Raw genomic sequence first — 14,155 nt, forward strand, 5'->3', positions numbered from 1 at the left:
ATTATTTTTGACCAAGATACCCCCCCAGAACTAAATACCAAATTTCAGTTAGATTATTTTTAAAAATGTAATTCCAAACAAATACGCTGTAGGAACGAATCTGATTAATTTCAATTTTGCAACATTAATTCAGTAAGAAATTTTGGATTAATCTCAAAAAAGTCCACGATGTAGGCTTCACAGGGTGGCAACTGTTCCTTGGTATGCGAAGAGAGGACGCCGACTACCTTCATCCCCGCGTTTTTGGCTGCCGTGACCCCTGAAAAGGAATCCTCAAACACCACGCAAAACTCGGGCTCCACTTGGAGCTTTGCGGCAGACTTGAGGTATACCTCTGGGTGTGGCTTGTGATGGCTGACATGTTCAGAGGCAGGATGGATTGCATTTGGTGCATAATGCCCAAAGTCCCCGCGATCAACTCCAAATTGGCAAAAGGTGCCGATGTTGCCACACCGGTGGGCAATCCTTGCTGCTTGAGCGACTGGAAAAACTGCATGAATCCTGCGATTGGATCGACCTTTTCCCGATAAATCTCCCGAAAAAGACTTTCCTTCTCATCTTCAAGCTCGAGCAGTTCCTGCCCTTCGATCTTTCTGCCCAAGAAATGGCTTAAGATGTAGGAATTGCTCTTCCCGTACATATGCAGCGCAAATTCCGCCTCCGTCGGAAACAGCTCACGCTTGGCAAAAAACTCCTTGAAGGCAATCGAATGGTACGGATTGGTATGGCAAATCACCCCATCCATATCGAAAATCACGGCTTTGTTCATGAGGACAATAGGTTTGAAATCGCTCGCAAAAATAGAAATAAAAATCCCTCCCGGCTATGTTGTGCCAAGAGGGTCATTGAATGAAATAGAAGAGTTTGATTGGATCATTTTTTCCCTTCAAACTCCCTGACCACTTTCTCGATGATATCACAGCATTCGTGGAGCTGCTCTTCGGTCATCACCAAGGGCGGGGCAAAGCGGATGATATTGCCGTGGGTTGGTTTGGCCAAAAGGCCGTTTTCGGCAAGGCCCATACACATATCCCATGCGGTGCTGCTGTCAGGTGAGTCATTGACCACGACTGCGTTGAGGAGTCCCTTGCCACGCACCAGCTTGAGGATGCTGTATTTGTCCACCAATACCTGCATGCGCTGACGGAAGATTTTGCCGAGCTTGCGGGCGTTTTGGGCGAGTTTTTCGTCCCTTACCACTTCGAGTGCCGTCATGGCGACTTTGGCACCGAGCGGGTTGCCTCCAAAGGTGGACCCATGCGTACCGGGCTTGATGACTTCCATGATGTGGTTGTCTGCCAAGACTGCTGATACGGGATAGAAGCCGCCGGAAATGGCTTTGCCAAGGATCAAGATGTCCGGTTTGGTGTAGGTGCTTTGGCGCTCGCAATGGCCCGAGCAAGTACAGTTGCCACAGACGGCCAAAAGAGACCCGGTCCTGGCGATGCCTGTTTGGATCTCATCGGCGATGAACAGGACATTTTTGGAGCGACATGATTCGGCTACCCGACGCAGGTAGTCTTCTGCAGGGGTATATACTCCTGCTTCTCCCTGAATTGGCTCTACGAGAAAAGCGACTACATTTTCATCTTCCAAAGCAGCTTGCAGCGCTTCTACGTTATCATATGGTATGCGCACAAATCCCTGCATGTAGGGACCGAAATTTTTCCGTGCGTTGGTATCGGAAGAAAAGGAAATGATCGTCGACGTCCTGCCATGAAAGTTTTGCTCGGCCACGATGATTTTGGCTTGGCCCTCGGCCACGCCTTTCTTTTCATAGCCCCATTTGCGGGCTATTTTGATGGCGGTCTCCACGCCTTCTGCGCCGGTATTCATGGGGAGCACCTTGTCAAAGCCAAAGTACTCCGTGATGTATTTTTCAAATGGGCCCAAGACGTCGTTATAAAAGGCCCTCGAAGTCAGCGTCAGTGTGCCGGCCTGCTCAATGAGTGCATCTTTGATGCGGGGATGGCAGTGTCCTTGGTTGACGGCAGAGTAGGCAGATAGAAAATCGAAGTAGCGCTTGCCCTCGACATCCCACAGGTATACCCCTTCCCCACGGCTAAGCACTACTGGAAGTGGATGGTAGTTGTGTGCGCCATATTTGTCTTCCAAGGCTATGGCCTGCTTGCTAGAATTGATTGTTTCCATCATAAATTTGGTATTTTTGGGTCCGTTACCGAGCGCCACCGACCTCGCATTTTCGCAGGCAAATATAGTGAATGCCCGATTGAGTCTCATTATGCATCCCAAAAAGAAGCCCGAAAAGCCACAAACCCTCCGCCCGGGAGACTACTACTTCAACGAAAAAGGATTGATGGTTTTTACCGAAAAGTACCATCTCAGGCGGGGATATTGCTGCGGCAGCGGCTGCAGACATTGTCCCTATCGGGAAAAATAGCAGGCGCGTCTTTATCTGTCGTTTTTTGCCGTGGCCAATACAAAAAATCCCGAAAGGACTTCGTGGCTACATTTCACTAGGCAATCCTGAAACGGAATCGGATGAAATGCAGGAATTTGCCAAATTTTTTCAGAGTCGCTTGTTGGTAATTCCCACAAAACTCCGATATTTGCAAACTCAATTCAAAAATCGTCTCTCAAAACACGCTCATATATCATGGCAAAAGTTTGTGACATCACCGGGAAAACGCCAAGAACGGGTAACAACGTATCTCACGCAAACAACAAGACCAAGCGTAAGTTTTATCCAAACTTGCACAAGAAGAAATTCTACATCCCTGAAGAAGATGCTTGGATCACGTTGAAGGTTTGTACTTCGGCTTTGAAAACCATCAACAAAAAAGGCATCAGCGCTGTGTTGAAGGAAGCTCAGGCCAAGGGAATGTTTGTCATCAAGTAATCAACAGGAAGTTTACCATTTAAATACATACAGCGATGGCTAAGAAAGGTAACAGAGTTCAAGTGATCATGGAATGCACCGAGCACAAAGCTTCCGGTCTTCCTGGAACTTCCAGGTACATCACTACCAAAAACCGTAAAAACACCACTACAAGGTTGGAATTGAAGAAATTCAATCCGATCATGAAGAAAGTGACGGTTCACAAAGAAATCAAGTAATATCCTACGGTACGGCATCCGTACATAAACCCTTCAAAAAATGGCAAAGAAAGTTGTTGCGACCCTGAAAAAAGAAGGTGGTGTCACATACGCCAAAGTGATCAAGGCTGTAAAGTCTGAAAAAACCGGTGCTTACACCTTCAGAGAAGAGATGGTTCCTTCCACAATGGTTCAGGAAACATTGAAAAAATAAAAACCCAAAGCCATTGGCTACGGTCAAGAGTCCCTTCAGACAATGTCTTTGAAGGGGCTTTTTTGTTATATTGGACTTTTAAACAATCCTTGAAACACATGGGAATCTTCGGTTTCTTTTCGAAAGACAAAAAAGAAAGTCTCGACCAAGGTCTTCAAAAAACCTCTGAGAATATTTTTTCAAAACTCAGCAAAGCCGTCATGGGCAAATCCAAGGTCGACGAGGAGGTCTTGGACGAATTGGAAGAAATTCTCATCACCGCGGACGTAGGAGTAGATACCACCATCAAGGTCATTCGCAGGATAGAAGAACGTGTCGCCCGTGACAAATACCTCAACGCCGCCGAATTGGATGTGATTTTGAGGGAAGAGATCGCCTTCTTGTTGGAAGAAAATAGAAGTTCCGATACATCCGATTTTGACCTGCCTGCGGATAAAAAACCGTATGTGATCATGGTCGTCGGTGTCAACGGTGTGGGAAAAACCACCACCATCGGCAAGTTGGCGCACCAATTCAAGCTCGCAGGCAAATCCGTCGTCTTGGGTGCAGCGGATACTTTCAGGGCCGCAGCCGTGGATCAATTGATCCTTTGGGGCCAACGCGTCGGTGTACCCGTGGTCTCCCACGGCATGAATACAGACCCGGCCTCGGTTGCCTTTGATGCGGTCAAACAAGGCGTGGACAGCAAGGCTGATGTCGTGATCGTGGATACAGCAGGCAGACTACACACCAAGGTCAACCTGATGAACGAGCTGACCAAAATCAAAAAGGTGATGCAGAAATTCATCCCCGATGCCCCACACGAGATTTTGCTTGTGCTTGATGGCTCTACGGGCCAAAATGCCTTTATCCAAGCCAAGGAATTCACACGCGCCACTGAAGTCAGTGCACTTGCCATCACCAAACTCGACGGCACGGCCAAGGGCGGCGTAGTCATCGGTATTTCCGATCAATTCAAAATCCCCGTCAAGTATATTGGTGTTGGTGAAAAAATGACCGACTTGCAGCTCTTTAACCGGAAAGAGTTTGTGGATTCTTTGTTTAAGAAAAAGGGGTAAGAGGTTTATCTTCCACTAAGACTGAACTTCAATGGAAGCTTCATCAATACCCTTACATTCTTACCATCCCGTTTGCCGGGTGTCCACAAAAATGGATAGTCTTGCACCACACGGAGTCCCTCTTCCAACAGCAATGGGTGTATCTCTTCAGGATTAACTGCGTTCAGTTCTTCTAATTTTCCCTCCTCATTGACAACAAAAGCTATTATCAGGACACCTTCAAAACCATTCCTGCGTGCTTCCCTTGGGTACTTCAGGTTGTCAGACAAATATCCAAACCACCCCTCTAGGCCGCCGTGCGGCGAAGGATCCTCATCAACCGGCTTTTCCCTCGGCGTCCCTTCTTCGTCAAAGTAACTTTCTGAAATTATGGTTTCGCCATTTTTAAGGATTGATGAATACAAGACTCCATTTTCGTGGTAATACAGCGTCTTTTTTTCGCCATTAGTTTGTTCGAATGTGTATTCGTATTCCTTTTCTCCGTTCTCGAAAAATTTTGACTCCGACGCCAAAATCCAATTACCAACATCGTTTTTCCGAGAGACTGATTCTTGGACCAACAAACTGTCTAGAGTAAAGACCTTTTGGATGAGGTTAGCACTATCCACTTTGTCGATCCTAAAATAGGTGGGAGGATATTTCTGCGTGTCCCATATCTGGTGTTGATATTGATTAAGGAACGTTACGGATTGGGCGAAGGAAAAAAAGGAAATCAATACAAAGTAAATTGTAGCTGAAATTTGCTTCATTTTGATAGTATTAGTTGTCGAAAAATACCAAAAGGACTCCAAACACAACTGCAATTCGCTAGAAAAATGTTTACCCGGGTCTCCAGCGAAAGACCCAGGTAATTTAGATATTTGGCTTACCTCCTCCCCGGAATCACTCCGGAGAGCGTAAGACCGATGGCATTGGCAGCATAGCTGTTTCTGAACTCGTCCGTGTAGGTCATCACGGTATAAGAAAGACCTATCGACTTATAGGCAAACTCAAAAATCGGCCCGCTGGCGGTTTGGAATCCGAAATTGTCTCCAAGTCCACCTGCATTGAACTTGATGTTGCTGTGGATGACCAATCCCGCCCCAATGCGGAACTTGTCTGCAATGACATAATTCCCTGTGAAATGGAAAGGAATCCTCGTAAGGCGAATATGGGCATTGTCGGCAGCGGTAGTGACATATTTGATGCCGACCGTACTTCTAAAACGCAATTGGTCCATGCCGGGAAGTGCAAACTCACCTCCAACACCGACCGAAATGCCCTGTCCGGCGTTGACGTTTTGGTCGTTTCCATTGGTGAAATTGACCGTGGCCACCGCATCGCCGCCCAATTCCAAAGCACCCGTGATCAACAGACGAATGGGTGTATTTTTCTCTTGGGCAAATGCCAAATTGGTAACCAGGAAAAACAGAAGTGCAGCAAGTAGTTTTTGGGAGTTCATAGAGGAAATGTATTTTCTAATAAAACCGATAATAAATAATGAAATAGGAAAAAAAATCACGTTAAATATGACTTTTCGGCAGAAAGATTAACTTTTTTGGTTCAAATCCTGCAATCCTAAAGATTGTTTATTCAAAAGAATTTTTCGAAAAAATAAAGCCTCTGAAAATCAGATTTGTACAGATTCCAGTATCCTTTTCCTATGAAACCCAAGCCTTATCCTAACCCAAAAAATCACGCACCTCAGTGATCACCGCAGCGGGTTGCTCCGCATGTAGCCAATGCCCTGCGTTCGGGATAAAGATCGTTTGGCTATTGGGAAAAAGACGCAAAATGGATTCTTGGTCTTCCGGCCGGATATAGTCCGAGTTTGCACCACCCATAAACAAGGTGGGTTTTGGAAAAGCTTCGTCAGCGTCAATCGCCTGACCGACGATTTCGATTTTTTTCGTGATGATCGGAAGATTGATCTTCCATTCAAAACCTCCAGCATCATTTCGTCCGAGGCTTTTGAGCAGAAATTGCCTGATGCCCACGCTGCGGATGTATTGCGCAAGGATGTCATCGGCTTCTTTGCGTGATTTGATGGCATTGACCGGGATGGCATTGAGCCCCTCCAAAATCACCTGATGGTGCAGGGGGTAATACCTGGGAGCGATATCGGCGACGATCAGTTTTTCGACCCTATCTGGATGGGACAAAGCATAATGCATCACCGTCTTTCCCCCCATCGAATGCCCCATCAGATATGCTTGTGCAATCCCCTCGTCGTCCATCAATTCGAGCAGGTCCTCAGCCATCAGATCATAGTTCCAATCGGCGCTGTGCGGAGAATCGCCATGGTTGCGTTGGTCGACCAGGTAGAGGGTATAATCCTTCTCCAGCTCTTTGGCAATGCTGTACCAGTTATCCGCCGAACCGAACAAGCCGTGGAGGATAATCAGCGGCTTACCGGTGCCGGATTTGCGAAAGTTAAGTTTCATTTAAACTTCAGTAATTTGTTAAGGCTTCCTTTTCCCGGAGAAAGTCCCCTCTGCAATAGAACCCAATTTTACTTTTCCCTTCATGGTATCACCTGCGACAGTACCGTCGTATTCGATCAGGTTTCCTTGGATATCAAATTCCATATGAATCACGTCTCCCTTGAGCGTGCCCTTGACGGGAGTCTCTCCCAACTGCCCGGAATAGGTGCCAGTGATGACGCCTTTTTCATCCTGTTTCAAAACAAAAGTCGGAGAACCACTTCCCATGTCCGTTTGGACTTCCATCTGCCAAGTTCCGGTGACATTCTCGGCGAGTTTGACATTAGCAGAAATCAACAAGGCCACGATGGGAAGCAGGAAAAAGAGAAAGGATCTTTTCATATGTTTTTGAAATTAGGTTGGATCAAATATAAACAAAGCTGCGTGCAAATCATTTCCTGTTGCCGACCCAAACACCGACGATGACGGCCACGATCCCGATGTAATGCCCGGCCAACAGCACCTCGCCATCCAACAGCCCCCACATGATCGCCACGATCGGTATCAAATAAGTAACGGAGCTGGCAAAAACCGGTGTCGCCACTTTGACCATGATATTGAAAAGTATCAAAGCAAGGGCCGTTCCCATCACGCCCAGCAACGCGACATATCCTGCAGCCTGGTAGGCGCCTTCGACATGCAGCAGCTTAAATGAAAACTGTGTAAATGCAAACAAATAGATCAACGCCATCGGCAAGACCATCAGCAGCGAAATCGCCGTAATCGCGACGGGTTTGAGCTCCACAAAGCGGTACTTGATGATATTGAGGTTGAATCCATAGCATATACAAGCCAAAATCACGAAAAACGCATAGGAGTTGATATCCGAAAAATCACCAAAAGCCTTTCCCTCTTTTACCATCAACAACAAGACAACACCCACAAAGGCGATCCCCAAGCCAATGCCATTCCTTTTTGTGATTTTTGAATGGAAAAACAGCGCTCCAATAATGACTACAAACAGTGGCGTCATGGCGTTGAAAACCCCGGTCAGCGAACTGCTGAGTTGGGTTTGCGCCTTGGCAAAAAGAAAGGCAGGAATGAAACTTCCCATTAGCCCAACGGTTATCAGGTTCTTAACTTGCCTGCTGTTCAATCCTTTCAGCCTTGGCAGCGACAACGGTAGCAGAACCATCCCCGCGGCAACAATCCTGAACGCTCCTAATTCTCCGGGAGAAAATACCTCAAGCCCTCTCTTGATCAAGATGAACGAACTCCCCCAAATCAAGGCTAAGATAATCAGAAAGCCCCAAGCCTTAAGGGCGCCTTCTGCTTGGATGTCTTTGGTCATGGAGTCAAGGCAAAGAAAGAAGAGATGTTAATTGGGTGGTTGAGGTAAAACTCAGCACAAAATAAATCAAAATGTATAATCAGCATACACCTCACCGACCTCTTCCAAAACGGCTGAAACCTCAGCATACGATTCCGCAGTGACCATTTGGGTACGGTAGTTTTTGAAGTTGGGCATATTCCTGAAGTAATTGGTATAGTGCCTTCTCATCTCGAGAATGCCTTGTTTTTCGCCTTTCCATTTGACAGAAAAATCAAGGTGCTTTTTGGCAACTTTGATCCTTTCTTCCAAGTCGGGGCCGGGTAGTTTTTCCCCCGTTTCGAAATAATGTTTGATCTCGTTGAATATCCATGGGTGGCCGATGCTGGCACGACCGATCATCATGCCGTCCACGGGGTATTTTTCCCGATACTCCTTCGCCTTTTCTGGCGTATCGATATCACCGTTACCGAAAACAGGGATTTTCAGCCTTGGATTCTCCTTCACCTTGATCAGGTAAGACCAATCAGCCTCACCCTTGTACATCTGCTGACGCGTACGGGCATGGATGCTGATCGCTTGGATGCCGACATCCTGCAGCCTTTCTGCCACCTCGACGATCCGGATGGTGTCATGCGACCAGCCCAGACGGGTCTTGACGGTGACGGGAATATTGACTCGCTTCACAATCTCAGCTGTCATGGATACCATTTTGTCTATATCCAAAAGAATACCGGCTCCAGCACCTTTGCAGGCCACTTTGTGGACCGGGCAGCCATAGTTGATGTCCAAAATATCCGGTCCTGCAGCCTCCGCGATCGCAGCGGCTTCACGCATGGACTCGATTTCCGCACCGAAAATTTGGATGCCGATCGGCCGTTCGTACTCGAAGATATCGAGCTTCTGTACGGATTTCGCGGCATCACGAATCAAGCCCTCAGAGCTGATAAACTCGGTGAACATCAAATCAGCCCCGTTTTCCTTGCAAACGGCTCGGAACGGCGGATCACTTACATCCTCCATCGGTGCCAATAGCAAGGGGAATTCCCCCAAATCCAAGTTTCCTATCTTTGCCACTCTTCCTAATTTGAATTTTCCTGTAAATTTACCGCAATTATGGAGATTTATAAAACCCAAAGCCCTATCGCAAACAGAAGCAATTGGCTTTTATCCCTGTTTGTGATAGTGTTGGTCACGATTGGAACACTTTTGTTGCTCCAAGGAATAGCGGTCCTTCTCATCCCACCACTCTTCGCAATCCCCTTGGATGAACTTCCCGCACTCTTGACATTAAAGTCCACTTCTCCCCATGCACGGATGGCGTTTTTGTTTATCCAAGGTTTTGGCGGAGGATTGGGCTTCTTGGCAGCGGCCTACATCATCGCCAAATGGATTGACAAAGCGGACATGGACCGTCAACAACAACTGGACCGGTTTAAGTTCATGGGAATCGCCATAACGGTAGTCATCATGCTCGGTGCCGTACTCTTCAATGCGCTGCTGATTGACTGGAACGCCCATGTAAAATTCCCAGAATTCCTGTCGGCGTTCGAAAAATTTGCGCGTGAGAGCGAAGACGAACTCATGGCGATGACGAAGTTCCTGACGGATTTCCAGAATACGGGGGAATTCCTCATGGGACTGTTGGTCATCGGAATCCTAGCGGGAATAGGCGAAGAGGTACTATTCCGCGGCGTCCTTCAACCCAAACTCCAGTTCTACATTGGCAATCCACATGTAGGGATTTGGTTGGCAGCGTTTATTTTCTCAGCCATCCACTTGCAGTTTTATGGCTTCTTGCCAAGGATGTTTTTGGGCGCTGTGTTTGGGTATCTATACCACTATTCGGGCAGTCTAACGTACCCGATTGTCGCTCATATCCTCAACAATTCGTTTACGGTCGTGATGATCTACCTGAATGGTCTGGGAAAAGTGGAATTCAATATTGAGGAAACCGAACAGGTTTCGCTGCCGCTTGCGCTGCTTGGTCTTGGAGTTCTGCTGGTCGCGTTGAGGTTTTTCAAGGAAAAAATGGCAATCCGACCGATAGATGGATAACTGGCAGCCTGTTTTCAAAGATAGTTCCCCTGTGAGGGTGGAAATCGTGAAGGCGATCTTGGAAGAAAACGACATTCCAGCAGTTGTGCTAAACAAACAAGAATCAGTATACAAATTGCATGGGGCATATGAGGTATTAGTGCCAAAAAATGAATTTCTTAAGGCAATAAATATTGTAAAGAATGAGATCACCTTTTAGGATACGTGACCGGTTCAACATAAATAGCTATAGTAACCTTGCCCAACGGGTGATCACGGCCATTATTGGTGCCGCCATTATCATTTCCGGGTCCATCATAAGTCCTTGGCTGTATTTTTTGATTTTCGGATTGATCCAGGCTTTTTCCCAAATGGAATTCTATAAGCTTTCGGGATTGGACGGCATGCTTCCGCTCAAAAGCTACGGGACATTTCTGGGGATCATCATTTTTACGATTTCATTTGCCACGGGTATGGGGCTTTTGGATGACGAATTCTATTTCCTGATCTTTCCATTGGCCTCCCTGGTGTTTTTCATCAAACTTTACCGGAAATCCGACAAGAAACCATTTACTGGAATTGCGTTCACCTTTTTGGGGATTTTCTATGTGGCGGTTCCTTTCGCGTTGTTGAATGTGGCGGCATTTTCCGTGGATGGCTCATTCCATTATGAGGTGATTATTGGTTCCCTTTTCATTCTTTGGGCCTCGGATTCTGGAGCCTATTTTGCGGGGACGAAGTTTGGCAAGACCAAACTCTTCGAGCGGGTATCTCCCAAGAAATCATGGGAAGGATTTTTGGGCGGGGCGGCATCGGCATTGCTCGTGGCATATGTATTGTCGAAATATTTCAATTCCCTCCAAGAATGGCAATGGCTCTGCATCGCCGCTATCATCATCATCGCTGGGACATACGGTGACCTGATTGAGTCGCTTTTCAAGCGGAGTATCGAGATAAAAGATTCGGGAAAAACCCTTCCGGGACACGGGGGATTCATGGACCGATTTGACGGATTGTTACTTTCGGCGCCCTTTATCGCCGCCTTTTTGAAAATCTTCTAATGCAACCCAAGGCATATTAAAAATCTCCTTAATATTGTACCAAATTTCAAAGTCAACTAAACAAACCCAATATGGCTTACATTGAACCGGCTCCGATCAAGGATAAAGAGAATCCTTTGGAGTCTATGATGGAAAGATTCAATCTCGCAGCACAAAAACTTGGCCTGTCAGAAGAGGTTTACAACGTGCTAAAAAACCCCGCCAAACAGGTTATCGTCTCCCTTCCGATCACCATGGACAATGGGAAGATCAAGGTTTTTGAGGGAATCAGAGTGATCCACTCCAATATCCTTGGCCCCGCAAAAGGCGGCATTCGGTTTGCGCCGGACGTGCATTTGGATGAGGTGAGGGCGTTGGCTGCATGGATGACTTGGAAATGTGCGGTGGTGGATATACCATATGGGGGCGGAAAAGGTGGCGTGCGCTGCAATCCACGTGAGATGTCAGCGGGAGAAATCGAGCGGTTGGTCAGGGCGTATACACTTGCGATGATCGATGTTTTCGGCCCAGACAAGGATATCCCTGCACCGGATATGGGCACGGGACCAAGAGAAATGGCTTGGTTGATGGACGAATACTCCAAAGCCCACGGCATGACCGTCAACGCGGTAGTGACCGGCAAGCCACTCGTATTGGGTGGATCCTTAGGAAGAACCGAAGCAACGGGACGGGGCGTAATGGTAACGGCCTTGGCAGCGATGCAAAAATTGAAAATAAACCCATTCCAAGCTACCTGCGCCGTACAGGGTTTCGGCAACGTAGGTTCATGGGCTGCACAATTACTGGAGGAACGTGGCTTGAAAGTGGTCTCGATCTCTGATATTTCCGGTGCCTACTACAATTCAAATGGTATCAATATCCAAGAAGCCATCGCATACCGTGACGGTAACAAAGGAACCTTGGAAGGTTATCAAGGAGCGGAAAAACTAAGCAACCCGATGGAACTGTTGGAACTTGAGGTGGATGTACTCGTACCCGCTGCGGTTGAGGACGTTATCACCATCGGCAATGCCGATAAGATCAAAGCAAAATTGATCGTGGAGGGAGCCAACGGTCCAACATCCGCCAAGGCGGACGCCATCTTGAATGAGAAAGGCATCATGGCCGTACCGGATATCTTGGCCAATGCCGGCGGCGTGACTGTTTCCTATTTCGAATGGGTTCAGAATCGCCTTGGCTATAAATGGACCGCCGAACGTGTCAACAGAAGATCCGACAGGATCATGAAAGATGCGTTTGACCATGTTTACCAAGCAGCAGTGAAATACGATGTGCCTATGCGTATTGCAGCCTATATCGTTGCAATAGACAAGGTGGCAAAAACCTACACCTTCAGGGGAGGGTTCTAAAAAAACGAAACTTTCTTATCTTTGGGGCGTGGAATCAGCTTTCACGCCCCAATTAATTTTAAGACCATGAGTATCCACAAGGAAGGAAGAAAATTATTGTTTTGGCTTTTGTTGGTATTGGTAGCCGTCAATGTCGCACTTGTCCAACTGCTGCCTGAAATGGAAACCCTTCAAAATGTAGCCTTGTTGGTTTCTGTGATTATTTATTTGCTGATCCTCCAGTTTTTCAGGAATCCGTTTGTTGCACTGCCAAAAGAAGATAACCTTGTTTTTGCTCCTGCAGACGGAAAGGTTGTAGTAATCGAAGAAACCGAGGAAACCGAGTATCTCAAAGAAAAAAGAAAGCAGGTTTCGATTTTCATGTCACCTTTCAATGTCCACGTCAACCGTTCGCCGATCGCGGGGGTCGTTGAGTTTTTCAAGTATCATCCGGGCAAATACCTTGTCGCCTGGCACCCCAAGTCCAGTACCGAAAACGAACGTACCACCATGGTCGTCCGCCATCAAAATGGCACCAAACTCCTCGTCCGTCAAATCGCCGGAGCCCTAGCCCGCCGAATCAAATGGTATGTGAAGGAAGGTTCCCCGTTGCCACAGGGCGGAGAATTTGGCTTCATCAAGTTTGGTTCCCGAGTAGATATTTTCCTTCCTTTGGATGCAGAAGTGTTGGTAAGCCTCGATGAAAAGACCAAAGGAGGCAGGACACCGATCGCAAGGTTGAAAAGCTAGGACCTTCGCTTTCTGCTGTAAGCAAACCCCAACAACAGCGTACTGACAAAAAATATCAATGTGGTCCACTCGTAAGTGCGGGTGGACTTTTGCTTTTCCTGCATTTCAAGGTCCTTTTCAGCAAGGACTTTTTTCAATGTGGCTATCTCTCGTTCCTGCTTTTGGGAGATGAATTTGTAATCGTTCTTTTCGTAGGTAATTTCGGTTTTCTCTATATCCCGAAGCAGCTTCAATTCCTCCATGATAAGGTTGTCCTTGTCAATGATGCGCTCCATCCAACCATGGGTTTCGACCATGTCTTTCTTCGTTCGATTCCCAAAAATCCCCGTTTTCTTGGATTCCGAGACTTTCCACGCTTGGTGCAGCGACTCCCGTTCCTCAACCAGTTTTTTGAGTTTTTCTTGGGCAAATGATTCTGAAACTAAAAGAAAAGCTAAACAGACAAGCAGGATTTTTCTCATGAGAAATTCAATTTTCCCTTGAATTAACAAATCCTGTGCCGATAGCTAGCGCCCGCGTGGCTTGGCTTTGACCTGTATCTTCTTCTTGAGTGTTCCCTTACGCCTCTTGGTATCGGTGTAAAAATTGTACAGGTAATTAACTGCAAAAACGGTCAACGTCAAAGGCGTGAACAGACTTGGCATCATGGTCTTGACACCTATTAGGATGACCAAAGCCGCGATAATGCCGACTTTGAAGGTCGTATGACTTTCGGGATAGATGTTTTTGATCAAATAAAGACTAAGGATCTCCGCCCCTATCAATAGTAGGATCAGGTAGGTCAGCATTTCATGCATGCCAGTTTGGCTGGACCAGACTACCCAGGCAAGTCCTGCGGCTACCATAATCAGCGAAATCGCATGGATGGATGTATTCAGACGTTCTTTCATCAGTTATTTCAGGTTGGCACAAATAAGA

At 46.9% G+C, this 14,155-nt stretch carries 19 protein-coding genes and 1 pseudogene; 10 read left to right on the forward strand and 10 right to left on the reverse strand.

Translation table 11 applies throughout. The annotated features are described in order from the left end of the window. Nucleotides 1-110 precede the first annotated feature (110 nt). Both C943_RS02570 and rocD read right to left on the reverse strand, forming a co-directional pair. Nucleotides 111-769 (reverse strand): annotated as a pseudogene (locus tag C943_RS02570) (HAD family hydrolase). 104 nt (nt 770-873) lie between these two features. Continuing rightward, nucleotides 874-2,154 carry an ornithine--oxo-acid transaminase gene (rocD, locus tag C943_RS02575; RefSeq protein WP_008623871.1) on the reverse strand — a complete coding sequence of 427 codons (1,281 nt, stop codon included), beginning with the start codon at nt 2,152-2,154 and terminating at the stop codon, nt 874-876. An 88-nt stretch (nt 2,155-2,242) separates the two neighbouring features. Between rocD and C943_RS22175 the strand changes: the two genes are divergently transcribed. The 5 genes from C943_RS22175 to ftsY all read left to right on the forward strand — a co-directional run bounded on the left by C943_RS22175 (nt 2,243) and on the right by ftsY (nt 4,329). Then, on the forward strand, nt 2,243-2,401 hold the full coding sequence (locus tag C943_RS22175) for a C1orf53 family protein (protein WP_008623872.1): 159 nt from the start codon (nt 2,243-2,245) through the stop codon (nt 2,399-2,401). A gap of 216 nt (nt 2,402-2,617) precedes the next feature. Then, the gene (rpmB, locus tag C943_RS02580) at nt 2,618-2,860 is read left to right on the forward strand and encodes a 50S ribosomal protein L28 (protein ID WP_008623873.1); all 243 of its coding nucleotides are present in this window, start codon (nt 2,618-2,620) and stop codon (nt 2,858-2,860) included. Nucleotides 2,861-2,895: 35 nt separating this feature from the next. Continuing rightward, a complete protein-coding gene (gene rpmG / locus C943_RS02585) occupies nt 2,896-3,078 on the forward strand; it encodes a 50S ribosomal protein L33 (protein ID WP_040478783.1) in 183 nt (60 codons plus the stop codon). A 40-nt stretch (nt 3,079-3,118) separates the two neighbouring features. Next, nucleotides 3,119-3,271, forward strand: coding sequence for a DUF4295 domain-containing protein (locus tag C943_RS21660; RefSeq protein ID WP_008623875.1), 153 nt, complete (start codon nt 3,119-3,121; stop codon nt 3,269-3,271). A gap of 98 nt (nt 3,272-3,369) precedes the next feature. Then, nucleotides 3,370-4,329, forward strand: a complete 960-nt coding sequence (gene ftsY, locus C943_RS02590; RefSeq protein ID WP_008623880.1) for a signal recognition particle-docking protein FtsY — start codon at nt 3,370-3,372, stop codon at nt 4,327-4,329. A 5-nt stretch (nt 4,330-4,334) separates the two neighbouring features. Here the strand turns inward: ftsY and C943_RS21240 are convergent, their stop codons facing one another. From C943_RS21240 to dusB, 6 genes are all read right to left on the reverse strand, one after another. Then, a complete protein-coding gene (locus C943_RS21240) occupies nt 4,335-5,078 on the reverse strand; it encodes an energy transducer TonB (protein WP_008623882.1) in 744 nt (247 codons plus the stop codon). A 116-nt stretch (nt 5,079-5,194) separates the two neighbouring features. Then, entirely contained in the window at nt 5,195-5,770 is a 576-nt protein-coding gene (locus tag C943_RS02600; protein ID WP_008623885.1) for a hypothetical protein, read from the reverse strand. A gap of 220 nt (nt 5,771-5,990) precedes the next feature. Continuing rightward, complete coding sequence (locus C943_RS02605; protein ID WP_008623887.1) at nt 5,991-6,752, reverse strand: alpha/beta fold hydrolase; 762 nt, start codon at nt 6,750-6,752, stop codon at nt 5,991-5,993. A gap of 18 nt (nt 6,753-6,770) precedes the next feature. Further along, nucleotides 6,771-7,133, reverse strand: coding sequence for a hypothetical protein (locus C943_RS02610; protein ID WP_008623888.1), 363 nt, complete (start codon nt 7,131-7,133; stop codon nt 6,771-6,773). Nucleotides 7,134-7,182: 49 nt separating this feature from the next. Beyond that, a complete protein-coding gene (locus C943_RS02615) occupies nt 7,183-8,082 on the reverse strand; it encodes a DMT family transporter (protein ID WP_008623889.1) in 900 nt (299 codons plus the stop codon). Between the two features lie 66 nt (nt 8,083-8,148). Then, on the reverse strand, nt 8,149-9,138 hold the full coding sequence (gene dusB / locus C943_RS02620) for a tRNA dihydrouridine synthase DusB (protein ID WP_008623890.1): 990 nt from the start codon (nt 9,136-9,138) through the stop codon (nt 8,149-8,151). 39 nt (nt 9,139-9,177) lie between these two features. On the opposite strand from dusB, the gene C943_RS02625 reads away from it, so the two are divergent. The 5 genes from C943_RS02625 (at nt 9,178) to C943_RS02645 (ending at nt 13,237) form a co-directional block, all read left to right on the forward strand. After that, nucleotides 9,178-10,119 (forward strand): CPBP family intramembrane glutamic endopeptidase, encoded by a 942-nt coding sequence (locus C943_RS02625; protein ID WP_008623891.1) that lies wholly within the window; start codon nt 9,178-9,180, stop codon nt 10,117-10,119. After that, nucleotides 10,112-10,318, forward strand: a complete 207-nt coding sequence (locus C943_RS02630; protein ID WP_008623893.1) for a putative signal transducing protein — start codon at nt 10,112-10,114, stop codon at nt 10,316-10,318. Before C943_RS02625 ends, C943_RS02630 begins: the two co-directional genes overlap by 8 nt. Then, complete coding sequence (locus tag C943_RS02635; RefSeq protein WP_040478784.1) at nt 10,302-11,159, forward strand: phosphatidate cytidylyltransferase; 858 nt, start codon at nt 10,302-10,304, stop codon at nt 11,157-11,159. Before C943_RS02630 ends, C943_RS02635 begins: the two co-directional genes overlap by 17 nt. Before the next feature lie 71 nt (nt 11,160-11,230). Further along, nucleotides 11,231-12,508 carry a Glu/Leu/Phe/Val family dehydrogenase gene (locus C943_RS02640; protein WP_008623896.1) on the forward strand — a complete coding sequence of 426 codons (1,278 nt, stop codon included), beginning with the start codon at nt 11,231-11,233 and terminating at the stop codon, nt 12,506-12,508. A 66-nt stretch (nt 12,509-12,574) separates the two neighbouring features. Continuing rightward, nucleotides 12,575-13,237 carry a phosphatidylserine decarboxylase family protein gene (locus C943_RS02645; RefSeq protein ID WP_008623897.1) on the forward strand — a complete coding sequence of 221 codons (663 nt, stop codon included), beginning with the start codon at nt 12,575-12,577 and terminating at the stop codon, nt 13,235-13,237. Here the strand turns inward: C943_RS02645 and C943_RS02650 are convergent. Together C943_RS02650 and C943_RS02655 are read right to left on the reverse strand one after the other, a co-directional pair. After that, on the reverse strand, nt 13,234-13,698 hold the full coding sequence (locus C943_RS02650) for a hypothetical protein (protein ID WP_008623899.1): 465 nt from the start codon (nt 13,696-13,698) through the stop codon (nt 13,234-13,236). The genes C943_RS02645 and C943_RS02650 overlap by 4 nt on opposite strands. 45 nt (nt 13,699-13,743) lie before the next feature. Further along, nucleotides 13,744-14,127, reverse strand: a complete 384-nt coding sequence (locus C943_RS02655; protein WP_008623900.1) for a hypothetical protein — start codon at nt 14,125-14,127, stop codon at nt 13,744-13,746. Between the last annotated feature and the right edge of the window lie 28 nt (nt 14,128-14,155).

Source organism: Mariniradius saccharolyticus AK6 (genome assembly GCF_000330725.2).
Taxonomy (GTDB): Bacteria; Bacteroidota; Bacteroidia; order Cytophagales; family Cyclobacteriaceae; genus Mariniradius; species Mariniradius saccharolyticus.